The sequence below is a fragment of the Lysobacter sp. OAE881 genome (genome assembly GCF_040546665.1).
GTDB classification, from domain to species: domain Bacteria; phylum Pseudomonadota; class Gammaproteobacteria; order Xanthomonadales; family Xanthomonadaceae; genus Lysobacter_J; species Lysobacter_J soli.
Genome location: NZ_JBEPOG010000001.1, coordinates 2,091,914 through 2,116,626 on the forward strand (window position 1 = coordinate 2,091,914; position 24,713 = coordinate 2,116,626).

23 protein-coding genes are annotated in these 24,713 nt (G+C 67.3%); 11 read left to right on the top strand and 12 right to left on the bottom strand.

The window, feature by feature from the left end; all coding sequences use genetic code 11:
* Positions 1–57 precede the first annotated feature (57 nt).
* The 7 genes from ABIE51_RS09690 to ABIE51_RS09720 are packed head-to-tail and all read right to left on the bottom strand — an operon-like array spanning position 58 to position 6,323.
* The gene (locus ABIE51_RS09690; RefSeq protein WP_192630550.1) at positions 58–885 is read right to left on the bottom strand and encodes a hypothetical protein; all 828 of its coding nucleotides are present in this window, start codon (positions 883–885) and stop codon (positions 58–60) included.
* A gap of 29 nt (positions 886–914) precedes the next feature.
* On the bottom strand, positions 915–1,604 hold the full coding sequence (locus ABIE51_RS09695; RefSeq protein ID WP_192630551.1) for a potassium channel family protein: 690 nt from the start codon (positions 1,602–1,604) through the stop codon (positions 915–917).
* Entirely contained in the window at positions 1,601–2,692 is a 1,092-nt protein-coding gene (cax, locus tag ABIE51_RS09700) for a calcium/proton exchanger (protein WP_192630552.1), read from the bottom strand. The genes ABIE51_RS09695 and cax overlap by 4 nt, the downstream gene beginning before the upstream one ends.
* Positions 2,693–2,702: 10 nt before the next feature.
* Positions 2,703–4,151, bottom strand: coding sequence for an efflux transporter outer membrane subunit (locus ABIE51_RS09705; RefSeq protein ID WP_192630553.1), 1,449 nt, complete (start codon positions 4,149–4,151; stop codon positions 2,703–2,705).
* A 7-nt stretch (positions 4,152–4,158) separates the two neighbouring features.
* Positions 4,159–5,340: an HlyD family secretion protein gene (locus tag ABIE51_RS09710; protein ID WP_115840453.1), complete on the bottom strand. Its 1,182-nt coding sequence runs from the start codon at positions 5,338–5,340 to the stop codon at positions 4,159–4,161.
* Between the two features lie 3 nt (positions 5,341–5,343).
* Positions 5,344–5,940, bottom strand: coding sequence for a DUF3302 domain-containing protein (locus ABIE51_RS09715; RefSeq protein ID WP_192630554.1), 597 nt, complete (start codon positions 5,938–5,940; stop codon positions 5,344–5,346).
* Between the two features lie 26 nt (positions 5,941–5,966).
* Positions 5,967–6,323, bottom strand: a complete 357-nt coding sequence (locus tag ABIE51_RS09720; RefSeq protein ID WP_192630555.1) for a response regulator transcription factor — start codon at positions 6,321–6,323, stop codon at positions 5,967–5,969.
* A 231-nt stretch (positions 6,324–6,554) separates the two neighbouring features.
* On the opposite strand from ABIE51_RS09720, the gene ABIE51_RS09725 reads away from it, so the two are divergent.
* Positions 6,555–7,160, top strand: a complete 606-nt coding sequence (locus ABIE51_RS09725) for a response regulator transcription factor (RefSeq protein ID WP_192630556.1) — start codon at positions 6,555–6,557, stop codon at positions 7,158–7,160.
* A gap of 1,100 nt (positions 7,161–8,260) precedes the next feature.
* Here ABIE51_RS09725 and ABIE51_RS09730 read toward each other — a convergent pair.
* Positions 8,261–10,459, bottom strand: a complete 2,199-nt coding sequence (locus ABIE51_RS09730) for a sensor histidine kinase (protein WP_192630557.1) — start codon at positions 10,457–10,459, stop codon at positions 8,261–8,263.
* Between the two features lie 62 nt (positions 10,460–10,521).
* Positions 10,522–11,736, bottom strand: coding sequence for a hypothetical protein (locus tag ABIE51_RS09735; protein ID WP_502913332.1), 1,215 nt, complete (start codon positions 11,734–11,736; stop codon positions 10,522–10,524).
* Between the two features lie 281 nt (positions 11,737–12,017).
* Here ABIE51_RS09735 and ABIE51_RS09740 point away from each other — a divergent pair, with 281 nt between their 5' ends.
* Positions 12,018–13,421, top strand: a complete 1,404-nt coding sequence (locus ABIE51_RS09740; RefSeq protein WP_157030039.1) for a metal-dependent hydrolase family protein — start codon at positions 12,018–12,020, stop codon at positions 13,419–13,421.
* Positions 13,422–13,574: 153 nt separating this feature from the next.
* Here ABIE51_RS09740 and ABIE51_RS09745 read toward each other — a convergent pair whose 3' ends face one another.
* Positions 13,575–14,336 (bottom strand): DUF4410 domain-containing protein, encoded by a 762-nt coding sequence (locus ABIE51_RS09745; RefSeq protein ID WP_192630559.1) that lies wholly within the window; start codon positions 14,334–14,336, stop codon positions 13,575–13,577.
* 90 nt (positions 14,337–14,426) lie between these two features.
* Entirely contained in the window at positions 14,427–14,981 is a 555-nt protein-coding gene (locus ABIE51_RS09750; protein WP_192630560.1) for a DUF2058 domain-containing protein, read from the bottom strand.
* 42 nt (positions 14,982–15,023) lie between these two features.
* Between ABIE51_RS09750 and ABIE51_RS09755 the strand changes: the two genes are divergently transcribed.
* Positions 15,024–15,521 (top strand): M48 metallopeptidase family protein, encoded by a 498-nt coding sequence (locus ABIE51_RS09755; protein WP_192630561.1) that lies wholly within the window; start codon positions 15,024–15,026, stop codon positions 15,519–15,521.
* A gap of 90 nt (positions 15,522–15,611) precedes the next feature.
* On the opposite strand, the gene ABIE51_RS09760 is transcribed toward ABIE51_RS09755, so the two are convergent.
* A complete protein-coding gene (locus ABIE51_RS09760; protein WP_192630562.1) occupies positions 15,612–16,922 on the bottom strand; it encodes an MFS transporter in 1,311 nt (436 codons plus the stop codon).
* 173 nt (positions 16,923–17,095) lie between these two features.
* Here ABIE51_RS09760 and cyoA point away from each other — a divergent pair, with 173 nt between their 5' ends.
* From cyoA to ABIE51_RS09800, 8 genes are all read left to right on the top strand, one after another.
* Positions 17,096–18,154 carry a ubiquinol oxidase subunit II gene (gene cyoA / locus ABIE51_RS09765; RefSeq protein ID WP_157030044.1) on the top strand — a complete coding sequence of 353 codons (1,059 nt, stop codon included), beginning with the start codon at positions 17,096–17,098 and terminating at the stop codon, positions 18,152–18,154.
* Positions 18,155–18,242: 88 nt separating this feature from the next.
* Entirely contained in the window at positions 18,243–20,222 is a 1,980-nt protein-coding gene (gene cyoB, locus ABIE51_RS09770; protein WP_198173925.1) for a cytochrome o ubiquinol oxidase subunit I, read from the top strand.
* A 10-nt stretch (positions 20,223–20,232) separates the two neighbouring features.
* Positions 20,233–20,844 carry a cytochrome o ubiquinol oxidase subunit III gene (gene cyoC / locus ABIE51_RS09775; protein WP_198173926.1) on the top strand — a complete coding sequence of 204 codons (612 nt, stop codon included), beginning with the start codon at positions 20,233–20,235 and terminating at the stop codon, positions 20,842–20,844.
* Positions 20,841–21,233 (top strand): cytochrome o ubiquinol oxidase subunit IV, encoded by a 393-nt coding sequence (gene cyoD / locus ABIE51_RS09780; RefSeq protein WP_115842113.1) that lies wholly within the window; start codon positions 20,841–20,843, stop codon positions 21,231–21,233. Before cyoC ends, cyoD begins: the two co-directional genes overlap by 4 nt.
* 21 nt (positions 21,234–21,254) lie before the next feature.
* Positions 21,255–22,028, top strand: coding sequence for an SURF1 family protein (locus ABIE51_RS09785; protein WP_192630563.1), 774 nt, complete (start codon positions 21,255–21,257; stop codon positions 22,026–22,028).
* Positions 22,029–22,058: 30 nt separating this feature from the next.
* Positions 22,059–23,423, top strand: coding sequence for an ATP-binding protein (locus tag ABIE51_RS09790; protein WP_192630564.1), 1,365 nt, complete (start codon positions 22,059–22,061; stop codon positions 23,421–23,423).
* Complete coding sequence (locus tag ABIE51_RS09795) at positions 23,410–23,949, top strand: response regulator transcription factor (protein WP_115842342.1); 540 nt, start codon at positions 23,410–23,412, stop codon at positions 23,947–23,949. The genes ABIE51_RS09790 and ABIE51_RS09795 overlap by 14 nt, the downstream gene beginning before the upstream one ends.
* Before the next feature lie 118 nt (positions 23,950–24,067).
* Positions 24,068–24,559, top strand: a complete 492-nt coding sequence (locus ABIE51_RS09800) for a VOC family protein (protein ID WP_192631661.1) — start codon at positions 24,068–24,070, stop codon at positions 24,557–24,559.
* Positions 24,560–24,713: the final 154 nt, after the last annotated feature.

Here is a 24,713-nt window from a genome sequence, read left to right on the forward strand (position 1 = left end):
TCGCCCGCGTGGCCTGCAACATCGTTGTCCCGCGCGCGCGCATGGGTCGCCTCGCCGTCAGAACCGGTAGGTCACGCCGAGCCGCAGGCCGCTGTCGACGAACTCCAGGTTGCCGATGAAGTCCGACTTCTCGGCGTCGGCGGTGATCCGGCGCCGCGTGTAGTCCAGCGAGATGCCGGTGCGTTCCCACGGAAACCATTCCACGCCGATACGGCCGAAGGTGATGTCCGCGTCGATGTCGTTGACGTTCGCCGAGAAATAACCGACGTCCGCCGAGAACCGCCACTGTTCGGCCGGCGCCCAGCGCCAGCTGCCGCCGATGCTCGGCGCGGGCAGGTCGGCGTCGACGGTCTCGCTGATCGCGCCGTCGATGCGGTTGCCGGCCGAATCGATCTCGACGTCCAGACCAAGCCGCATGCGGTACCAGACCAGGCCGAAGCGCGGACCCAGCGCCCAGCGCTCGTTGTTGGCGGCCCACCAGACGTAATAGAGGTCGTATGCGTCCAGGTCGACGGAGGCGCGCACGGTGCTGTCAGCTTCATACAGCGTCCCGTCGAACTCGATGTCGCGCGAGATGCGTCGCGTCGCGTCCGCATCGTCCTGGTAGTAGGACAGGCCGAACTCGTGGTTGTCCCACGGCCGCCAGGTCACGCCGACGACCGCAACCGTGTTCTTCTTGTCCAGGCCGAAATCGCGCTGCAGGTCCACTTCGGTGCCCGACTGCGTCTCGCCGTCTGCGCGCACCTGCGTGTCGAAGTCGGTGACGTAGCCGCCGATCCGGGCGCTGAAGGTGTCCAGCGGTTCGATCGCGCGGCACTTCATGGACGCGAGCGCGAGGATCGCGGCGACCGACGCGGTCAAAGGCATGGCGATGCGGGTGTTCATGGAAATCTCCTTCGCTTCGAATGCGGCGGTCATCGTGAGTGCGCGGCGGTCTGCAGCCCGACCAGCCGGGCCACCAGGAGCGCGAGGTACAACTGGCCGATCACGGCCTCGAACACCGCCAGCCCGCGCATCGCGGGCGTCGCAGGCACGAGGTCGCCGTAACCGAGCGTGGCGAGCGTGACGAAGCTGAAATAGATGGCGTCGCCCATGCCGATGCCGGCCGGCGGGACCACGCCGCCGGACAGGAGCGAGCCGGGCAGTACGCGTGTCATCGCCGCGTACACCACGCCCCAGCACACGCCGATCAGCAGGTAGGCGCTGAGCGCGGCGTACACGCGCTCGGCGTCGATGCGCACGCTGGACAGCGAGAAGCGCACGGCGTTGTACGCGGCAACCAGCGCGATGACGCCCCAGATCGCGGCGCCGAGGATCGACAGCGCCGGCGCCTGCGGGCCACGGGCAGCGAACCAGCGCAGCACCAGCGCGAGGCCGATCAGCGAGAACAGTGTGCGGCGTTCGGCCTTCAGCACGATGGGGAACACCGCGGCGATGAGGTTCACCGCGAGGAACGCTTCCATCGCGTTGCGGCCGAAGTGCATCGTTTCCAGCAGCGGGCCGATGGCGACGGTGAGCAGCAGCGAGAAGAACAGCAGCGCGTAGCGGTGCCGGTCGACGAAGCGGCGCGGATCGTGCACTGCGCGGGAAGCGGATGCGTTCATTTCGCCCCCGATACGTCGGGCACGTAGAAGAACACCGCCGCCAGGATCAGGTACACCGCGAGCAGCTGCACGCCGCGCAGCCAGTCGGTGCGGCCGTCGCTGGCGATCTGGCCGGTGATCAGCACCGAGAACAGGATCGTGAGCACCAGCCCCGGCCCGAAGACGAGCCCCATCGGATGCGGCCCGATGACGTAGCTGAGCAGCACCAGCAGCGGCGCGACGAGCAGCGCGAGCTGCACGCTGGCGCCCAGGGCAATCGACATCGCCAGGTCCATGCGGTTCTGGCGCGCAGCGACTATCGCCGTGGCCTGTTCGGCCGCGCCACCGATCACCGCGAGCACGAACACGCCGGTGAAGGCGTCCGACAGGCCGAGTTCCTCGCTCGCCGGTTCCACCGCGCCGACGAGGATTTCACTGAGCCAGATGATGCCCAGGCTCACCGCGGCCAGCACGATCAAGGCCTTGCGCGGGCTCCATTGCGGTGCCTGGTGCGCGTGGTGCAGGTCGGCGGCGGTTTCGTCCGTCACCCCGGGCTTGCGCGCGCGGATCGCGCGGCTGGCCATCAGCGTGTAGGCGACGTTCGCCACGTACACCAGCAGCAGCGCGACGGCGATCCACGCGCTGATCGGATCCAGCTGCGGCTGCGCGTCCGGCACGATCGCCCCATACGCGGCGGGCATGATCAGCGCGATCACCGCCAGCGTCAGCATCGTCGCCTGCACGCGTGCGGCGCGGCCGTCGTAGCGCTGTTCGCCGTGCCGCACGCCGCCCAGCACCATGGCGACGCCGAGCACGAACAGGATGTTGCCGATGATCGTGCCGGCGATGGAGGCCTTCACCATGCCGTGCAGGCCTTCGCGCAACGCGGCCAGCGCGATGATGAGTTCGGCGGCGTTGCCGAAGGTCGCGTTGAGCAGGCCGCCGACGCCGGGGCCCAGGCGCACCGCCAGCGAGCCGGTCGCCTGCGCCATGAGCGAGGCCAGCGGCACGATGCCGAGCCCGGCGACGATGAAGATCAGCAGCGCCCGTTGCGGCGCGAAGTGCTCCAGTGCGATCGCCAGCGGCATGAGCAGGAGGAGCCATCGCATCGGGGCGTCCTCAGTGGGCCGCGGGTGCGGCGCCGGCGTCCGGCGCCACCTCCGACGGCGTGCCGAAATTGCCGCCGAGGGCGAGGTGGAGGTCGACGCGACGGCTGAGGCGTTCGCGCTGCACGCTCAGCAGCGCGGTTTCGGCCGCCCATGCGGCGAGCTGGCGCTGGCTTACGGTGCGCAGGTCGGCGCGGCCGATGCGGTAGGCCGATTCCTCCATGCGCACGATGTCGCGATTGGCGTCCACGGCTTCGCGCAGGATGCGTTCGCGATCGGCGAGCACGTGCTCGGCGGTGAGCGCGTCCTCGACTTCGTCCAGCGCGTTGAGCGCGCGGCGCGCGTAATCGGCGACGGCTTCCTTCTGCTCGGCCGTGCGCAGGCGCACCTGCCCGGTGAGCGCGCCGCCGGTGTAGATCGGCACCACCGCCGTGGCGTTGATGGTGTTGGTCGTCTGCTCCAGGTCCTCGCGTGTTTCGACGGCGGCGTTGCTGATGCGCGCGTAGCCGCCGGAGATCGACAGCGTCGGCAGCATCGCGGCCTTCGCTTCGCCCACCAGGTCGAACGCGGCGGCGACGCGGCGTTCGGCGGCGATCATGTCGGGACGCCGGTTGAGCACGTCGATCGGAATGCCCGCCGGCACCGGCGCGGGGAAGGGCGTGAGCGCGCCGGCCACGTCGAGCGTCGCGGCCGGATAGCGCCCCAGCAGCAGCTCCAGCGCACGCAGCGCCTGCCGGTGCGCGAGTTCGATCTGCTGCTGCGCGTCGGCGTACGTCGCCAAGTTCGCCTGCGCGACCATCACGTCCGTCTGCGTGCCGGCGCCGACGCGAAGGCGGTCGCCGGACAGGTCGACCAGTCGCGTGCCGGCATCGGTCATCTGCGCCGCGAGCGCCATCTGCAGGCGCGTCTCGTTGGCGACGAACCACGCGCGGGCGACGCTGGCGGCAAGCGATTGCTGCGCGAAGCGGTATTCGGCGCTGGACGCATCGCGCGCCGCGCGTGCGGCATTGCGCGCGTAGCGCATGCGACCCCACAGGTCGATTTCCCAGCTCAACCGCAGCATCACGCCGCTGAGCAACGGGATGAGGTCGGCGATCGGCTTGGAACCGGCGCGCCCGAGCAGGCCGATCGCGGGCTTCAGCTTGGACTCGGCCAGATCGACCTGCGCATTGGCCTGCTCGACACGCGCGGCGGCCATCAGCAGGTCGGGATTGTGTTCGAGCGCTTCGTGCACCAGGCGCGTGAGCACCGGATCGTTGAAGCTCGCCAGCCATCCTTCGTCGACCTGCGCGGCGCTTGCCTGCGCGGACCAGTTGGGCGGGATGGTCGTGTAGCCCAGCGCCTGGCCGCGCACTTCATCGCCCGTGGGCTCTGGCAGCACGGCGCAGCCCGTCGCGAGGACGAGCAGGAAGGCGCCGGTGAGCGCCTTCATCGCGGATCGGCTCGCGGCGACGTCACGCATCGTGGCCTCAGTGCAGTTTCAACACGAGCCAGTCGAGCTTGGTGCCCACCCGCAGGATTACCTTGCGGATGATGTGCAGCAGCTTGCCGCGCTCGGTGTAGATGGCGCCCTGGCCCTGCGCGCCCATGGCGATGAACGTGTCCACGTCGCGGCCGGCGGGACGCAGGCGCACGGCGATGCGACCGAGCGGCAGCGGCGTCGTGCCGCTGGTCGGCACCATGCCGCTGATCGGCAGCTGTCCGGTCGACGAAGCCCAGACCACCGAGTCGACCGCGCACTTGATGATGCGGTTCGGGTGCGTCTTCAGCGCGATTTCGGCTTCGTTGCCCGGCGCGACGTTGGCCAGCTCGTTCTGCGCGAACATCGCCAGCACGATCTGTTCCTTCTCCACGAAACTCATCACCGGCGTCAGCGGGATCGACGCCGCGTAGGAGCCCTCGCGCAGCTGGAGGTTGATCACGACGCCGTCCGCGGGCGCGTAAACGGTCGTCTGCTCCAGCTGCCAGCGCGCCTGGATGATCTGCGCCTTGAGCTGCTCGACCGCGGCATGGGCCTGCGCGACTTCCGACAGCTGTCCGTCGCGCGTCTTGGCCGACATCTTCTGCTGCACCTGCGCCATCTGCGCCGAGGTGGACGTCAGTTCCGACCGCAGGCTCGCCGCTTCCGTCTGCGCCTGCTCATGGTCGAACTTCGAGCCGGCGCCCGTGCCGGCGAGTTCGGCGGTCTGGCGTTCGCGACGGATCGCGAGGTCGAGGCGCGAGTTCAGTGCATCGCGCGTGGAGCGCGCCGATCGCAGCTCCTCGTTGAGTTCGCGCTGGTAGGCCTGCGCGCTGTCGAGCTTGGCCGACAGCTCCGGCAGCTTGGCTTCCAGCGCGAGCAGTTCCTGCTGGAACGGCACCGGATCGATGCGGAACAGCACGTCGCCCTTGCGCACGGGACGGTTCGGTTCCACCGGCACGGCGATCACGCGCCCGCTGACGCGCGGCACCACCTGCACGACGTAATTGATCACGCGCACGTCGGAAGAAGAGGGCGCCACGACGTTGAGCACCAGGATCATCGCCGTCAGCGCGAAGATCGGCAGCGACACGACGATGATCTGGCTGACGAAGTTCCACGGCAGCCATTTGAACTTGAAGAAGATCAGCCAGACGAAAAAGGAATAGATGAGCAGCAGGATGATTTCCATGGCTTACTCCTCGTCGCCGCCGGGCGTGCGTGCGGGTCGTGCGCCGCCGCGTTCGCCCATCGCCAGCGCCATTTCCAGCGAACGGATGCGGCGGCGCAGTTCATCGACCTCGGCCTGCGTTTCCGCGGCGCGCGGCTGCGTGTCGGCGGCCGCCACCACGACGGGTTCCTCTTCCGGCGCGACGCGCGCGTCGTGCAGCGGCGAGAGCGCGTCGCCCGCATGGCCGTGGTGGTCGGCGGTGTCGGTGCCGTAGGCCATCTTGTGCAGCACCGGCTTGGTGTAGGCCCACAGCCAGGCCAGCGGCCAGAGCAGGCCGCCGAAGACGAGCGATAGCAGGCAGAGCGTCTTGATGGCATCCAGCTGCGGATGCCTGCGCTTCTCGGCGATGCGCTCGGGAAGGATGTGCACGATCCAGAACACGGCGATCAGCACGACCGGCACGATGATCAGCGCGATCCACGCCACGACGTTGGCCATCGTGTCCAGTGCGTCGCCGCTCAGCAGCGAGGCGTGCGCCAGGCACGGTTGCAGCAGGGCCAGCGCCAGGCCGAAGCGGGCGAGGGCGCGCCTTTCGCGGGAATGGGGGATGGAAGTGCTCATGGTCGTCCGCCGTTCGGTCCTCGCGCTCATGCCGCGTTCCCGTGCGGCCCGACCGCATCCAGGATCGCGCCGATCAGGGTTTCGTCGTCCACCGGCTTGCTCAGGAACGCCTTCGCGCCGCCGTCGAGTGCGCGACGGCGGCCCTCGGCCGTGTCGTTGCCGGTCAGCACGACCACGGGCAACGGCAGCGCCCACTCGCGCAACTGGCTCTGCACATCGAAGCCGGTCATCCCCGCCATGTGGAGGTCGAGCACCACGCAGTGCGGCGCGCTTTCGCGTGCGTGGCGCAGGAATTCCGAGCCCGTGGCGTAGACGAGCACCTCGAACCCCGCGGACCGAAGCAGGCGATGCAGCGCGTGGCGGACGTCTTCTTCATCGTCCACGACGGCAATCGTGAGGGGGCGCCGGGGCATGGGGCCACTAGAGGGCACGTCGTAAAAGCGTTCAATTGGCCCTTGGCCCTAGTCGGGCAGGCGTTCGCGCGGCGGCATGCTTCTTGCGAAGCGGCATGGCTGGCGATCAGCGGTCATGCGCGGCACTGGACGAGGCCGCTTCGATGTCCGAATAATCGGCCGCACGGCGTCTGCATCGAGTAGCCCACAGGGAGTGGTCCGATGTCCGCAGTCGTTCACACCGTCGACGATGACTCCGACGTGCTTGTCGCACTCGGACGCATCCTTCGCAGCGAAGGCTTCGAAGTCGCCGCGAGCCGCTCCACGCGCGAATTCCTCGACCGTTTCGATCCGGACGTCCCTGGCTGCATCGTGCTGGACCTGTCGATGCCCGAGATGGACGGCCTGCAGACGCAGGCGCTGCTGGAAAGCCGCGGCATCGCATGCCCGATCATCTTCCTGACCGGTTGCGGCGACGTGCACAGTTCCGTGTGCGCCATGAAGGGCGGCGCGATCGATTTCCTCACCAAGCCGGTGGAGGCCGACGCACTGATCGACGCGGTGTCGCGCGGACTGGAACACGACCGTCGGGCACGCGCGCAGGCGGAGGAACAATGCCGCGTCGAGATGCGATTCGCGGTGCTCACGCCACGCGAGCGCGAGGTGCTGGTGCACGTGCTCGCAGGACGACTCAACAAGCAGATCGCGGCGGACCTCGGCATCGTCGAGAAGACCATCAAGGTCCATCGCTCGCACGTGATGCACAAGCTCGGCGTGCGATCGGTGGCGGAGCTGGTGCGGCTGGCGGAGCGGGCGCACGTGGCGTGAGGCTTTCCGATCCTGTCGTCGCAGGTGGCGTCATGTGTACTGAACCGTCACTCGGCGAAGGCCGGGACCCAGGCCCGTAGCGTGTGGGCACTCTCGTCGCGGCGATCCACCTCACCGTCATTCCGGCGGAAGCTGGAATCCATCTTGATGTAGCTGTCGCTGTCGCTGTTGCTCTTGCTCGTCATTCCCGCGAAGGCGTGAATCCTTGGACTCCACGCCTTCCCTTCAACGCTTAAGAGCAAAGAAGAATCACTAGCCAGGCTTCCGATCGCCTGCGGCGCTCGGGTCACTTTTCTTTGCTTGCCCAAAGAAAAGTAACCAAAAGAAAGGGCAGCTCCCCGACAAATCAATCCGACGACCGGACAGCACAAGGGCGCGTTCGCGATTCGTTTGGCCCGCGCTTGCGGCGCGGGCGTTCGGGCGATGCGCGAGCCAGTGGCTCGCAAGCACGCATCGCCCTCACTCCATGGCTCAGCGCTCACCGCCGCACATCCTGTGCGGCGCCCTACGGGGCTAGTGAACTGATCGGCTATTCGACAGCAGCAGCAACGGCAACCGCAACCGCAACCGGAACCGCAACAGCAACAGCAACAGCACGGATTCCACTCTCAAGGAGTGACGGTGCGTGCGTTCTAGCCCCTCTCCCGCTTGCGGGAGAGGGGTTGGGGTGAGGGCGAGCCGCGCGGTGGCGCGCTGATCTGCTTCCGCTGTTGAGCCACTCTCCCAAGGAGAGGGGCTAGGGTGATAGTCGGAGCGGTGCGCTGATCAGCCTTCGCCGTTGAGCCCCTCTCCCTCCGGGAGAGGGGTTGGGGTGAGGGGCGGGGCGTGCGATCACGTTGGCACTTGCGATGCCCTTCGCCATGACTCGGCAGCAGAGCAAATCGATTCCAGCTTTCGCTGGAATGACGGTGAGTTGGTTCGCCGTTGAGGGCGTACCCCATCGTGATCAGCCTGGATCCCGGCTTTCGCCGGGATGACGGGGGGGCACTGTGTAGAGCGTCCGACCGCCATCAGCCTGGGTCCCGGCCTTCGCCCGAATGACGGTGACGGCGCAGACGGCGACGGCAATGCCATGGCGCGAAACTCGATCGCACCCGACTTCATTCCACCCGCGCCACCGGCAGCTCGATGTGCAGCTGCGCGCCGCCGCCACTTGCGTTCTCGGCCCACAGCCGGCCGCGGTGCGATTCCACGATCGTGCGGCAGATCGCCAGACCGAGGCCCAGGCCGTTGGGCTTGCTGGTCTGGAACGGCTCGAAGATGCGCTCGTGCATGCCCGTATCGATGCCCGGTCCGTCGTCGGCGACGGTCAGGTGCACGTGGTCGCGACGCCCGACCGAACGCAATGTCAGGTGACGGCCGTCCTGCTCGCGCATCGCGTCGCACGCATTGAAGATCAGGTTCACCAGCACCTGCTGGAGCTGCACGGGGTCGCCTTCGATCGGCGGCAGGCCGGGCGCGAGGTCCGTCACGACCACGACGTCCCGGTTGCGCAGGTCGCTGCGCAGCAGGCGCAGGCATTCGCGCACGGTGTCGTTGAGGTCGATCCGCGCGAGGTCCTGCGACCCTTTGCGCAGCAGGGTGCGCAGGCGACGGATGACATCGCCGGCGCGGCGATCGTTCTCGACGATGTCCGACAGGATCTCGCCGATTTCCGACAAATCCTCCGGATTGCGCACCAGCATGCGCTGCGCGGCCTGCGCGTTGCTGAGGATCGCCGCCAGCGGCTGGTTGAGTTCATGCGCGAGCGAACCGGAAAGCTCGCCCAGCATCGTCACGCGCGACAGGTGCGCCACTTCGTCGCGACGCAGCGAGAGTTCGGCGTCCTTGCGGCGGCGTTCGGAAATGTCGCTCACCGCCGCAAGCGTCAGCGTCTGGTCGCCGAACCGCACGGGGTTGAGCCCGACCTCGATCGGGAATTCCGTGCCGTCCTGGCGCAGGCCGTGCAGTTCGTGGCCGTTGCCCATCACGCGCTTGGTCGGGCCGAGGCTGTACATCTGCCGATGGCGCACGTGCGTGGCGCGCATCGATTCGGGCAGCAGGCGTTCGAGGTCGCGGCCCAGCAGTTCTTCGCGCGCATAGCCGAACATGCGTTCGGTCTCGGCGTTGAGCAGGCAGATGCGGCCGGCCTCGTCGACCAGCAGCAGCGCGCTTGGCGCGGCTTCGAGCAGGGCGCGGAAACGTTCGCCGGACAGGCGGCTGTCGGTATCGTCGCGCGCGACGCCGCGCATCGCGAGCGCGCGGCCTTCCTGGTCGAACTCCATCTCGCCGCTCACCGTCAGCCAGCGCTCCGGCTCCGCGTGCGCCAGGCGGAAGGTCGTGGTGAAGGTTCCCGATTCCCAGGCGTCCTCGATCGCGCTGCGCAGTTGCGGGCGATCGTTCGGATGGATGCGGCGCATCACCGACGCGAGGTCGCAATCGCCTTCGTGCCCGCCGAACCACTCGCGCGACTTGGATGAGCCGACGACGCGATCGTCCGGAATGCTCCACGACCACAGGCCGACGCGCGCGCCTTCGGCCGCATGCTGCAGGTCGCGTTCGCCCTGCAGGCGCGCGAGTTCGCTTTCGCGCAGTTTCGCGGCCAGGCGGTTGGATTCGATCAAATTCGAGCCGAGCTGGTAGCTCATCGCCGCGATGACGAAGACGAAACTCGGGGTGCCGATGAAGGGCGCCTTGCCGATGTTGAGCGTCATCACCAGTGCCGAGACCACCATCAGCCCGATGAACAGCAACCAGCCGCCGCAGATGATCGCGGCGTGCCGGCGCACCTGCGGGTCGGCCGCGCGCGCGGTCGAGAACAGCAGCACCACCATGTACGCGGCGAGCAGCAGGTTGCTCAGCTGCGCCACGATCACCCACGGGTTCGGCGCGCCGATCGGGTACGCGACCCAGACGTCGCCCGGCCAGCGCACGCGGCCGACTTCGTGGATCGCCGCGAAATTCAGGTTCGCGCCGCTGGTGAAGTTCGCCACCAGCGCGACCAGCCGCAGCGCCAGCGCGACCGCGCCGAGCGCGAAGTACTTCGGGCCGAAGGAGAGGCGGGCGAAGGCGACCAGCGAGGCGACCAGCAGCGCGACGGGAACGTGCATCCAGCGGATCAGCGTGCCCAGTTCCGCCGGGGTACGCGCGTGCAGCGCGACCATCTCCAGCACCGCCAGCACCGACAGCGATGCCGCGGCGACCGCGAATGCCAGGTGCTGCGGCATCGAACGCTGCCGGATCCAGATCAACACGTGGATCAGCCCCAGCGTCAGGCTGGCGGCAGCGAGCATCGGCCATGCGATCTGCACCCACGTCATGCGGGCCCACCCTCCTCCCCGGGTATGTCCAGAGCATAAACGCGATGGCGGGATCGTGCAGGTCAGGGAGCGGCGGCCGCGCACCCGCGCAGCGCGTGCGCCATGTACCGGTCGAACAGGGTGGTATGCAGGTTGTGCAGCGCCAGCTCGATGCGGAATGGCGTGCGCGGATTGCGGTCGAGCAGGCGGGCGATGTGGAAGCCGACGGGCTTCACGCCCTGGCGGTGCACATAGACACGGAAGCCCCGATAGAACGGATCGGCCAGTTCCGCATCCAGCTGCGCGAGCGTCGTCTGCGCGGCAGGTGGCAGGCTGGCGCGAAGTTCGGCGTCGCGTTCGAACAGGAGCCGCTCGAAGTACCGCTTCGGCCGGTACACGGGCATGGATTTCGCCAGCGCCCAGATGGCCTGGTTGCGCTCGTTGTAGTGCTCGAAGCCGCCGTGTTCGCGCAAGGCCGCGGCGGCATCGGCGTCCACGTCGTAGACGACGAAGTTCTCGGCCTGGTTGTTCAGGTCGTCGAGCTTGCTGCGGTCGAACACATGGAAGATGAAGCCGGGCAGGCCCATGAAGGCCTGTCGTCCCGCGCGGGAGGCCTCGACAGCGAGCCCATCTCGCGTGAACTCGCCCGCGGAGGAGCCCAGCAGGATGCTGCGCGTGTCGTGCAGGCGGTTGAAGGTTCCGATCACGATCTCGTCGGCGTCGAATTCGGCGTCGAAGCCGTCGCGACCGTAGAGTTCGGCCTGCGTCGCGTACTGCGCGACCTGCCGCCCGACGCCGCATTCGGCGCGCACGTGGCCCTGGTAGAAGGCGTCGATCGCGCGCGAGTTCGACGCCAGTGGACGGTAGCCGCGGCCGAACGAGGCGACGGGTTCCCAGCCGTCGCGCCGTGAGCCGGTGGGGCCGAACCCGATCCATCCCATCTGCAGGCCGGAGAACTTGTAACCGGGATTGCCCGCGAGCTTGTCGACGGCGCGCCGCGTCGCATCGCCGAGCTTGAATCCGTACGCGCAGTGCGTGGCGGGGTGGTGGAGCAGTTCGTCGACGAGGCGCGAACGAGCGTCGCGGTCGAGGTCGCGAGGCAAGCGCACGACGAGATCGCCCGCGGCCTGCGCTTGAACCAGATCGGCGCGATCGCACGGCGTTCCGGCTTCGATGGACACCTGCTGCGTGGCCGAGGGGATGAAGCGCCAGCCGAGGGATTCGAGCAGGCGCGTCTTGCAGTCGGGTGCGTCCGCGGCGACGGCGCGCGTGCCGACGAGCAGGGCGAGGGTGGCGATCAAACGCCAGGAGGTTCGCGGACGGACGCGTGGTGCGAGCGGAGCTTGTGCGTCGGGGGATGTTCGCATCGGCGGGCACGCTATCGCCCGCTGCGCGGTTGGTGCGTGAACGCTCTTGGCCCCTCTCCCAGCGGGAGAGGGGTTGGGGTGAGGGGCGGGGCGTGCGATTGCGCCCGCACTCGCATGCTTCGAGCAGCTGCACGCGGAAACACTGCCGTCACACCTCGTTCACCCCCGCCCCAGTACAGCAGGCGCAACAATTCAACGTCGGGATCGCGCGCATGGCCCCGCTCAGGACGATCGTAGTGGCCGCCGTGTTCTGCGTGGCGGCGTGCAGCGGCGACAAGACGCCGCAGCTCACCGCGAAGGACGCCGCGCCCCCTGCGCCCGCCGACGCCGGCGCAAGCGCGCCGCCCGCACAGACCAGCGTGCTGTTCCGCAACGTGCGCATCTTCAACGGCGTGGATCCGACCCTGCAGGCGGCCACCGACGTACTGGTGCGCGGCAATCGCATCGCATCCATCGGCAAGTCCGACGTGAACTTCGCCGAGCCCGGGATGACGATCATCGACGGCGGCGGCCGCACGTTGATGCCCGGCCTGATCGACATGCACTGGCACACGCTGGCGGTGCGACCGAGCATCGCCGTCGCGCTGCAGGCCAGCACGGGCTATCTGAACCTGATGGCGGGCGCCGAGGCATCGGACACGCTGCAGCGCGGCTTCACCACGGTGCGCGACGTGGGCGGCGCATCGTTCGGGCTCAAGCGCGCCATCGACGAAGGCTGGCAGGCCGGCCCGCGCATCTATCCGTCCGGCGCCATCATCAGCGTGACTGGTGGCCATGGCGATTTCCGCAGCCCGGAAGAACTGCCGCGCACGATCGGCTCCGCCGATTCGCGCATGGAAACCATGGGCGACACCGCCATCGCCGACACGCCGGATGAAGTCCGCACGCGCGTGCGCGAACAGCTGATGCGCGGCGCGTCGCAGATCAAGCTCACCGCCGGCGGCGGCGTGTCTTCGCCGCACAGCCCGCTGGACGTGGTCACCTTCACGCCGGAAGAAGTGCGGGCGGCGGTGCAGGGCGCGAACAACTGGGGCACCTACGTCACCGCGCATGCGTACACGCCGGCGGCGATCAAGCAGGCGGTCGAGGCGGGCGTGCAGTGCATCGAGCACGGCAACCTGATGGACGAGGAAACCGCGCAGCTGCTCGCCAATCGTGGCGTGTGGCTCAGCATCCAGCCGCTGCCGGAAGAACTGCTGCGCGCGTTCCCGCCCGATTCCGAGGAATACGCAAAGGGCCGCGAGGTGCTGACCGGCACCGACCGCGCGTATCAACTCGCGAAGAAGTACCACCTGAAGACGGCGTTCGGCACCGACGTGCTGTTCTCCGCCGCGCTCGCACGCCGCCAGGGCGAACTGCTCGCCAGCCTGACGAAGTGGTACACGCCGGCCGAGGCGCTGATCATGGCGACCAGCACGAACGCGCAGCTGCTCGGGCTGTCGGGCAAGCGCAATCCGTATCCGGGGCGGCTGGGCGTCGTCGAGGCGGGCGCCTTCGCCGACCTGCTGCTGGTGGAAGGCGATCCGCTGTCGGACATCCGGATCATCACGCGCCCGCAGGAGAACTTCCGGGTGATCGTCAAGAACGGGCGGATCTACAAGAACACGATCAAGTGATGGTGCGTTGTTCCTGGCACTTTACAGTGCGGTCCAAGCCGTCATCGCCGCGAAGGCGGGATCCATCCATGAGTGCGCCACTTCCGACGAAAACCGGCATGTCTCCAGCGCACCGATTCCCGTTCTTGCGGGACAGCAGCTGCGCGCGCGCCGCTAGCTCGCCCCGCCCGCAGCCGGCTGCGCCAGCCATCCATTCCGCCGATAGATGGCGATGACCGAATCGGCGATGCCGCTGGCGGTGCGCTGTGCAGCCGCGCGGATCGACTCGGGACCGCGTTCCTGCATGACGTTCGATCCGCCCGACACCGCGGCACTCGTCGCGACCGTGCCCGCCGCAGCTGCCGCGCCCAGTGGCACCAGCACGCCGGGCAGGCGGCCACCTTGTGTACTCGCCTCGGCGGTCGCGAGCGAACGCGGTCCGGTCGCGGTGATCTGGAACGCTTCCATCAGCGTGCTGAGTTCGGCGCGGCCCGCGCCGAAACCGATCAGCACGCGTGTCGTGCGGCTGCCGGGACGCACGGACACGAATTCGCCGCGCAGCACGACGTCGCCCAGTTTCGGCACCGGTCCGGCGCCGACCGGATACGCGTCGATGCCTGCTGCGCGAAGTCGCGCCACGACCTGCTGCGCGACCTGGCGACCCAGCTGCCTGCCGGTTTCGACCTCGTCGGCCGTCTGCGGTGCTTCGTTCTGTTCGAAGTAGCCGGTGATCGGCGAATCGGGAGGAAGGTCCCCGCGCGTGCCGGCGAAGTCGTACACCAGGATGCGCCCGGGTCGCTCGATGGCGTGCGCCGTATCGGAACGCTCGAACCGGGGCGAGGGTGTCGTCGCGCATGCGGCGAGAAGCAGCAAACCGAGGCACGATGCGATGCGGAACGACCGCTGCGCGACGTGGTCCTGCAGGCCCATCTCCATGGCGGATCACCCCGGTCGAAGTGCCGCCAATACACGCCTGCCGCCGTTATCCAGCAGTGAAAACGCGCGACCGTCGGTCGCCGCGTGCGATCACCAGATCAGGTCGTCCGGCACCTTGAACTGCGCGTAGTACGCGTCGTCATCGGACGAACCGGCCGCGGGTTCGGCATCGGCCTGCAGGCCGTGATCGAGCACGATCATCGTCGCGTCGCGTTCGCGCACCTTGTCGGCGGCGGCGCGCGGAAGCAGTTCGTAACGCTCGTCGATGCGGGCGATCACCAGCACGCCGGACGACAGCTTCTTCCGGAGGTCGTCGTTGAGCAGCAACGTGCGGATCGCGTTGCCCTCGGTGAATCGGTATTCGCTTTCGCCCGAACGCGGGACCTTGCGGTCCTCGATGATCTGCCGTGCCTGCGCTCGCAGTTCCGCGGCGCGGGCCTGCGCCTTGCGTTCGGCTTCGATCGCGCGGTCGCGCTCGGCCTTCTCGGCGCGCGCGCGTTCGGCTTCCACCTGGATCTCGCTGCGTTCGGCCGGCGCCTTGGCATGGCGGGCCTTGTTCTGCTCGCGCGCGACTTCGGCCACCTTGGATTTCTTGACCAGGCCCGCCTTGAGCAGTTGTTCCTGGAGCGGATTCGCCTTCGCCATGTCGCGGTGTTCTGGTGGTGATTTCGGGCCCATGATACCGCCATGGAACCCTTCAAATACCTCATCGGCTACCCCGAGCACCTGCTCGCGAAGGTGCGGCAGCTGATCGAACAGGACCGGCTCGGCACGATGCTGGCCGACCGGTACGGCGAGCCCAACACGGTGCGCAACGACGCGCAGCTGTACGACTACGTGCAGGCGCTGAAGGACCGCCATCTGCGCAAGGCCGTGCCGCTGGGCAAGGTGCTCTACGACAGCAAGCTTCAGGTGATGAAGCACGCGCTCGGCACGCACACCGCCATCTCGCGCGTGCACGGCGGGCGGCTGAAGGCCAGTCGCGAGATCCGCATCGCCACGGTCTTCCGCGATGCGCCGGCCGATTTCCTGCGGATGATCGTCGTGCACGAGCTCGCGCACATGAGGGAGGCCGACCACAACAAGGCCTTCTACCAGCTGTGCACGCACATGGAGCCGGACTACCACCAGCTGGAGTTCGACCTGCGCCTGTACCTGACGCACATCGAGCTCACGCGCGGCTGAGTGGCGCCGAAGCGGCGCCGTGTCGGTCGTGAAAACAAAACGCCCGCGTAGGCGGGCGTCTCGTCGTATCGCAATGGACGAACCGGAGCGTCAGCTCTTGTAGTTCATCGCGCGGTTGATGCCCAGCGCGACCAGCGTGCCGATGGCGCCGGAGAGCAGGTACGCGCCCAGCCAGGCCAGACCGAATTGCGAGCACAGGCTCAAGGCGACGAGCGGGGCGAAGGCCGCGCCGATGAGCCAGGCGAGGTCGGAGGTGAGCGCCGCGCCGGTGTAGCGGTAGCGGCGGCCGAAGTTGGCCGTCACCGCGCCCGCGGCCTGGCCATACGACAGGCCGAGCAGGGCGAAGCCGATGAGCACGAACGCGCCCTGGCCGACGTTGCCGCTGCCCATCAGCGTAGGCGCGAAGCCGCTGAACATCGCGATCAGCAGCGCCAGGCCGCCCAGCGTGCGCGCGCGGCCCACGCGGTCGGCGATCAGGCCCGAGGCCACGACGCCGCCGCAGGCGATGAACGCACCGATGATCTGGACGATGAGGAACGTGACGATCGACTTGTCCGAATACAGCAGGATCCACGACAGCGGGAAGATCGTGACGATGTGGAACAGCGCGTAGCTGGCCAGCGCGGCGAAGGCGCCGATCACCACGTGGCGACCCTTGGCGCGGAACAGCTCGCGGATCGGCGTCGGCTCCAGCTCCAGCTCGCTCATCTTCTTCTGGTATTCGTCGGCCACCACGATGCGCAGGCGGGCGAACAGCGCCACCACGTTGATCGCGAAGGCGACGAAGAAGGGATAGCGCCAGCCCCACGAGAGCAGGTCGGCCTCGCTCAGGCTCGCATACAGGAATGCGAAGACGCTGGCGGCGACAATGAAGCCCATCGGCGCGGCCAGCTGGCCGAGCATCGAATACCAGCCGCGGCGGCCCTTCGGGGCATTGATCGCCAGCAGCGAGGGCAGGCCGTCCCACGAGCCGCCGAGCGCGACGCCCTGCAGCATGCGCAGCAGCGCCAGCATCACGATCGATGCGACGCCCAGCGTGGCGTAGCCCGGCAAAAACGCGATGCCGGCGGTAGCGCTGCCCAACATGAACAGGGAAATCGTGAGCTTGATGCCGCGGCCCCAGCGCTCCTGGATCGACATGAACAGGATCGTGCCGAGCGGCCGTGTAATGAACGCCAGCGAAAACAGCGCAAATGCCGCCAATGCGCCGTTGAGCCGGTCCAGGAACGGAAAGAAGACGGCGGGGAAGATCAGCGCCGAGGCGATGCCGAAAACAAAGAAGTCGAAGTATTCCGACGCACGGCCGATGACGACGCCTACGGCGATTTCACCAGGCGCGACATCGGTGTCGGCCTTGGTGCCGTGATCGTGCGTGGAAGCGGTGGGGGTGAGGGTTGACATCGCGTTGGACACTCGATGATCCGGCCGATGGAAGGAGGGCCGGTTGGACTTGAGAGGATGCGACGATAGGCTGACAGAGGCAACCAGCTTGTTCGATAGGACAAAACGTCCAATTCTCCCGTCACACGGCCGGGAATACATTGACCATGCTCAATCCGTAAGCCCCCACACACATGTCCATCGCGCGCAGATTCCTGCAGGCCGCCGTGCTGCTCCTCGCCACGGTCGCCCTGTCAGGATGCAACCTGTTGGTTCTCAATCCCGCCGGCGACATCGCGGCCCGCCAGGGCCAGCTGATCGTCGTCGCGACGGTCCTGATGCTGATCGTGATCGTTCCGGTGATCGCGCTCACGCTCCTGTTCGCCTGGCGCTACCGCGCGTCGAACAACGCGACCTACAAGCCCGACTGGGATCATTCGACCCAGCTCGAGCTGGTCATCTGGGGCATCCCGCTGCTGATCATCATCGCGCTGGGCGCGATCACGTGGATCAGCACGCACCTGCTCGATCCGTTCCGTCCGCTCGACCAGCTTTCCGCGGGCCGTCCCGTGCCGGCCGACGTGAAGCCGCTGGAAATCCAGGTCGTCGCGCTCGACTGGAAGTGGCTGTTCGTCTATCCGGAAGAGAACATCGCGACGGTGAACGAGGTCGTCGTGCCGGTCGATCGCCCGGTGCATTTCCGCATCACGGCCTCGTCGGTGATGAACACGTTCTACGTTCCCGCTCTGGCCGGCATGATCTACGGCATGCCGGGCATGGAAAGCGAGCTCAACGCGGTGATCAACGAGGCCGGCGTGTACGACGGCTTCTCGGCGAACTACAGCGGCGCCGGCTTCTCGCACATGCGTTTCAAGTTCCACGGCCGGTCCGACGCCGAGTACCAGCGCTGGGTCAACGACGTGCGCGGCAGCAGCGACGCGCTGACCCGCGCGACGTACCTCGAACTCGAAAAACCCTCCGAACGCGAGCCGGTGCGTCACTTCGCCCGCGTCGACAACGGCCTGTTCGATGCCGTGCTCAACCGCTGCGTCGACACCGACCGGTTGTGCATGAACCAGATGATGGCGATCGACGCCACCGGCGGCCTTGGCCTGGACGGCCTGAAGCCGCTGGCCACGCCGCGCCGCGGCGACCCGCGCCTGGGCGCGTACGTGTCGTCGGAAGTGTGCTCCGTCAACGATGCCGTGCCCCAGTCCCTGTCTGGCTCGATCGTCGGCATGAAGTCGCCCTGAGCGACTCCTGATGCCGACCTGTTTCTTGGCCTGAAAGCCCCGGAATCCCGCGATGTCCCCTGAAAGCAGCACCCTCCCGTCCTCACCGATCTTCGGACGCATGTCATGGGAATCCATTCCCATGTTCCATGAGCCGATCCTGATGGTGACCTTCATCGGCACCGTGCTCGGCGGCCTCGCACTGCTGGCCGTGATCACGAAGCACAAGCTGTGGGGCTACCTCTGGAACGAGTGGTTCACCAGCATCGATCACAAGAAGATCGGCATCATGTACATCGTGCTGGGCCTGGTGATGCTGCTGCGCGGCTTCGCCGACGCGCTGATGATGCGCCTGCAGCAGGCCATCGCCTTCGGCGACAGCACCGGTTACCTGCCGCCCGCGCACTACGACCAGATCTTCACCGCGCACGGCGTGATCATGATCTTCTTCGTGGCCATGCCGCTGGTCACGGGCCTGATGAACTACCTGGTGCCGTTGCAGATCGGCGCGCGCGACGTCGCATTCCCGTTCCTCAACAACTTCAGCTTCTGGATGACCGTCTCCGGCGCCGTGCTGGTGATGATGTCGCTGTTCTTCGGCGAGTTCGCCGCGACCGGCTGGCTCGCGTATCCGCCGCTGTCGGGCATCGCCTTCAGTCCGGGTGTCGGTGTCGACTACTACATATGGGCACTGCAGATAGCAGGCGTCGGCACATTGCTATCGGGCGTGAACCTGCTGGTGACCATCATCAAGATGCGCGCGCCGGGCATGACCATGATGAAGATGCCCGTCTTCACGTGGACCTCGCTGTGCACCAACGTGCTGATCGTGGTGTCGTTCCCGGTGCTGACCGCCGTGCTCGCGCTGCTGGCGCTCGACCGCTACGTCGGCACGAACTTCTTCACCAGCGACCTTGGCGGCAACGCCATGATGTACGTGAACCTGATCTGGATCTGGGGCCACCCGGAGGTCTACATCCTGATCCTGCCGCTGTTCGGCGCGTACTCGGAAATCGTGGCCACGTATTCGGGCAAGCGCCTGTTCGGCTACTCGTCGATGGTCTACGCCACGGTGTGCATCACGGTGCTGTCGTACCTGGTGTGGCTGCACCACTTCTTCACGATGGGGTCGGGCGCGAGCGTCAACTCGTTCTTCGGCATCACCACGATGATCATCTCGATCCCCACGGGCGCGAAGATCTTCAACTGGCTGTTCACCATGTACCGCGGCCGCATCCGCTTCGAAGTGCCGATGCTGTGGACGATCGGCTTCATGATCACCTTCGTGGTGGGCGGCATGACCGGCGTGCTGCTGGCCGTCCCGCCGGCGGACTTCGTGCTGCACAACAGCCTGTTCCTGATCGCGCACTTCCATAACGTGATCATCGGCGGCGTGGTGTTCGGCCTGTTCGCGGCGATGACGCACTGGTTCCCGAAGGCCTTCGGCTTCAAGCTCGACGACTTCTGGGGCAAGGTCTCGTTCTGGTTCTGGCTGGCCGGCTACTGGTTCGCCTTCACGCCGCTGTACGTGCTGGGCCTGATGGGCGTGACGCGTCGCATGAGCCATTTCGACGATCCGTCGCTGCAGATCTGGTTCCTGATCGCCGCCTTCGGTGCGGTCCTGATCGCGATCGGCATCGCCGCGTTCCTGATCTGCATCTTCGTGAGCTTCCGCAAGCGCGAGCAGCTGCGCGACGTCACCGGCGATCCGTGGGACGGCCGCACGCTGGAGTGGTCGACGTCCTCGCCGCCGCCGGCCTACAACTTCGCCTTCACGCCGGTCGTCCACGACACCGACGCCTGGTGGGACATGAAACAGCGCGGCTTCACGCGCATGCGTTCGGGCTTCCTGGCCGTGCACATGCCGAAGAACACGCCGGCCGGCCTGGTGCTGGCGCTGCTGAGCACGGCGGGCGGGTTCGCGATGATCTGGCACCTGTGGTGGCTGGCGGTGCTGTCGCTGGTCGCCGTGGTGGCCTACGCGATCTGGCACACGTTCAACTACGACCGCGATTACCACATCCCCGCCGACGAGGTGGCTGCCACCGAGCACGCGCGTACCCAGCAGCTGGAGACCTTCCGTGTCTGAGCCCATCGCATTGACCCGTGAAGACGGCGCGCCGGTCTTCCTCGACACGCAAGGCCACCACCATCCGGAAAACGGCACGCTGCTGGGCTTCTGGATCTACCTGCTCAGCGACCTGATGATCTTCGGGTGCCTGTTCGCCACCTTCGGCGTGCTGGGCCGCAGTTTCGCCGCCGGCCCGTCCGGCGCCGACCTGTTCGACCTGAAGCTGGTGGCGGTGAACACCGCGGTGCTGCTGGTGTCGTCGATCACCTACGGCTTCGCGATGATCGCGATGCAGGCGCGCAACAAGCGCGGTCTGATCGCATGGCTCATCGTGACGGGCCTGTTGGGCGCGACGTTCCTGGCGATCGAGCTGTACGAGTTCCACCACTTCATCCACATCGGCGCCGGTCCGCAGCGCAGCGCGTTCCTGTCCTCCTTCTTCGCGCTGGTGGGCACGCACGGCCTGCACGTGTTCTTCGGCGTGATCTGGCTGATCGTGCTGTGCCTGCAGGTGCGAAAGCACGGCCTCACGCGCGCCAACACGCGCCGCGTGGCCTGCCTGTCGATGTTCTGGCACTTCCTCGACGTCGTCTGGATCGGCGTCTTCACCTTCGTCTACCTGATGGGCTCGCTGCGATGAGTGACCACGCACACCACGACCACGACGACGACTTCCTCGAGACCGGCATCCCGCACGTCTCGAAGAAGGAGTACCTGACCGGCTTCGTGCTGTCGGTCATCCTCACCGCCATCCCGTTCGCGCTGGTGATGGGCGGCTCGGCCATCAGCACGCCGTTGCTGGTGCTGATCCTGCTGGCGTTCGCCGCCGTGCAGGTGGTGGTGCACATGGTCTACTTCCTGCACATGAACGCGAAGTCCGAAGGCGGCTGGAACGCCCTCGCGCTCATCTTCACCGTCGTGCTGGTGGTGATCGTGCTCAGCGGCTCGTTGTGGGTCATGCATCATCTCAACACGAACATGATGCCGGGCGCGCACGAGATGCAGGAGATGATCCGGAACACGCCGTAACGTTCCGCTGCGAGCCGTGCCATGACGGAGAACGTCGACGCGCAGCCGATGCCCCGGGGGCGACGCCCCTGGGTGCTGGCGATGTTCGCAGGGCTGCTCGCGGTCGCGTTCGTCGGATTCGTCGCGCTGGGCATCTGGCAGGTCCAGCGGATGGCGTGGAAGCATGACCTCATCGCCCGTGTCGATGCGCGGGTGCACGCCGCGCCGGCTCCCGCGCCAACGCGTGCGCAATGGCCGCGCATTACCGACGAATCCGACGGTTACCGGCACGTCTCCGTCGCCGGGCGCTTCGTGCCCGACTTGGAAAGCCGGACGCAGGCGGTGACCGAGCTGGGTGGCGGCTACTGGTCGCTGGTGCCGCTGCGCACCGATTCGGGCGACTACGTGCTGGTCAATCGCGGTTTCGTGCCGTCCGCCGAACGGAACATCGAGGCGAGCGTCGCGCCGCCGCCGCAGGGCAGGGTGGTCGTGAACGGCCTGCTGCGCATGAGCGAGCCCGGAGGCGGTTTCCTTCGACAGAACGATCCGGCGCAGCAGCGCTGGTACTCGCGCGACGTGGCGGCCATCGCGCAGTCGCACGGGCTTCCCGCAGATCGCGTGGCGCCGTTCTTCATCGATGCCGATCGCGAGGCCGCATCGACCGTGTGGCCGCGCGGTGGGCTCACGGTCGTGAAGTTCCGCGATTCCCATCTCTCGTACGCACTGACCTGGTTCGGAATGGCGCTGCTCACGCTCGTCGCGGGCGGCTTCCTGTTCGCCTCGGAGCGGCGTTTGCGCCATGATCGGCGCCGTTGAAGCGCGCCGCGCGTTTCCCTCGAATCGACCATGGCCTCACGAACGATCCAGGACGCGGTAGCCGCCGACGCCGAAAGCAGGTTGCCCGCACTCACGCGCTGGCGCGGAAGCGCGGGGCTGCGCAACATGCAGCAGCTGATCGAGCTGCGCTGGATCGCGGTGATCGGGCAGGTCGCGACGATCATCGTCGTGCATTACGGCCTGGGAATCGGCCTGCCGCTGAGGCCGATGTTCACGGTCCTCGCGGCGCTCGCTCTGTTCAATGTCGTCAGCCAGCTGTGGTGGCGTCGGCGCGAGCATGCGTCGAGCAACGCCTTGATGGTTTCGCTGCTGGTGGACGTCGCCTCGCTGACGATCCAGCTCTATCTTTCGGGCGGCATCACCAATCCGTTCGTGTTCCTGTACCTGTTGCAGGTCGTGCTCGGCACCGTCGTGCTGCGATCGCCGTGGAGCTGGGTCATCGCGGCGGCGGCGGCGCTCTGCGTCACCGGCCTTACGCTGGTGCGGACGCCGATCGTGCTCGCCGTCGAGCCCGCGCGCGGGCTGGGCGACCATTACGTGCAGGGCCTGTTGATCTGCTTCCTGCTCATCGCCGCGCTGCTGGTGGTCTTCCTCACCCGCATCGGCCGCATCCTGCGCGAGCGCGATGCACGCCTGGCAGAACTGCGCCAGCGCGCCGCGGAAGAAGAACACATCGTGCGAATGGGGTTGCTGGCCTCGGGCGCGGCGCACGAACTGGGCACGCCGCTGTCGACGCTCTCGGTGATCCTCGGCGACTGGCAGCACCTGCCGACCATCGCCTCCGAAGGCGAGCTGCACCGCGATGTCGTCGAGATGCAGCAGCAGGTGGCGCGATGCAAATCGATCGTCACCAACATCCTGCTCGCCGCGGGCGGACCGCGCGCCGAAGCGCCCATCGAGGTGAGCCTGCACGCGATGCTCGACGGCCTCGCGGAAGAATGGCGCCGGGCGCGCAACCCGAGCCAGTTCACCTACACCAACCGCTGCCACCTGGACCCACGCATCGTGTCGGACGCGGGCCTGCGGCAGATGGTGTTCAACGTGCTCGACAACGCGCTGGAAGCGTCGCCCGGCTGGGTCGCGCTGGATGCCCATTGCGATGGCGAGGCACTGATCATCGACGTGAGCGACGCCGGCCCCGGTTTTTCCGGCGAGATCCTCCAGCGGCTGGGCTCGCCGTACAACACGAGCAAGGGCCGGCCGGGCGGCGGGCTGGGCTTGTTCCTCTCGGTGAACGTTGCGCGTACGCTGGGTGGCAGCCTCCGGGCGAAGAACAGGCCGCAGGGTGGCGCAGTGGTGACGATGACGCTGCCGCTGTCCGCGCTGGCCATCGAGGACGAAAGCGACGAGGAGGGCGATGATGCCGAAGACTGAGCGCCGCCTGCTGATCGTCGAGGACGACGAAGCCTTCGCGCGCACCCTCGTGCGTTCATTCGAGCGTCGCGGTTACCAGGTTCGCCATCTCACCGGCGAAGACGGCATGCCCGCGTTGCTGAAGGAGTTCCTGCCGACGCACGCGGTCGTCGACCTGAAGCTCGCCGGCGGTGCCTCCGGGCTGACGAGCGTGAAGCAGTTGCACGCGTTCGACCAGGACCTGGTGATCGTCGTGCTGACCGGCTACGCGAGCATCGCGACGGCCGTGGAGGCGATCAAGCTCGGCGCACGCCACTACCTCGCCAAGCCGTCGAACACCGACGACATCGAGGCCGCGTTCGATCGCGCCGCCGGCGACACCGAAGTGGAACTGACCGAGCGCACCACGTCGATCAAGACGCTGGAGTGGGAGCACATCCACGAAGCGCTTGCGGCCAGCGATTTCAACATCTCCGAAGCCGCACGCCGCCTGGGCCTGCATCGCCGCACGCTCGCGCGCAAGCTGGAGAAGCGGCGGATCAAGTAGCGGCCGGAACGCCGGGCGCCGGTTGCGTTCCCCGCGAAATGTCATCCCGTGCTCACGGCGTGGGGCGCCCGCGATGGTAACGTCCGCGGTTCACGTCCCTGGCTCAAGGAGAACCCGGATGGTCAGCAAGCCGATCCCGAAGAACACCGTTTGCCTGTGGTACGACGGCACCGCGCTCGACGCTGCGACGTTCTACGCCAAAACCTTTCCCAACAGTTCGGTCGATGCGGTGCACCATGCGCCGGGCGATTTCCCGGACGGAAAGAAGGGCGATGTGTTGACCGTCAACTTCACGGTGATGGGCATTCCGTGCATCGGTCTGAACGGCGGGCCGACGTTTAAGCCAGACGAAGCGTTCTCGTTCCAGGTCGCCACCGACGACCAAGCCGAAACCGACCGCCTCTGGAACTCAATCGTCGGCAACGGCGGGCAGGAAAGCGCGTGCGGATGGTGCAAGGACAAGTGGGGCCTGTCGTGGCAGATCACGCCGCGTGCATTGATCGAGGCCATCACCGATCCCGATCCGGCCGCAGCCAAGCGCGCGTTCGACGCGATGATGACCATGCACAAGATCGACATCGCGGCGATCGAGAAGGCGCGGCGGGGCTGACACGGTCGCGGGCATTCCCGCGCAGGCGGGAATCCACCTCTGCGAACATCATGCTCGACGGAAGCCGTGATGCCCGCACGGTTGGATCCCCGCCTTCGCGGGGATGACGGTGGAAAGGGCGGGGATGACCGTGGAAAGGGAGGACGTGCAGGAC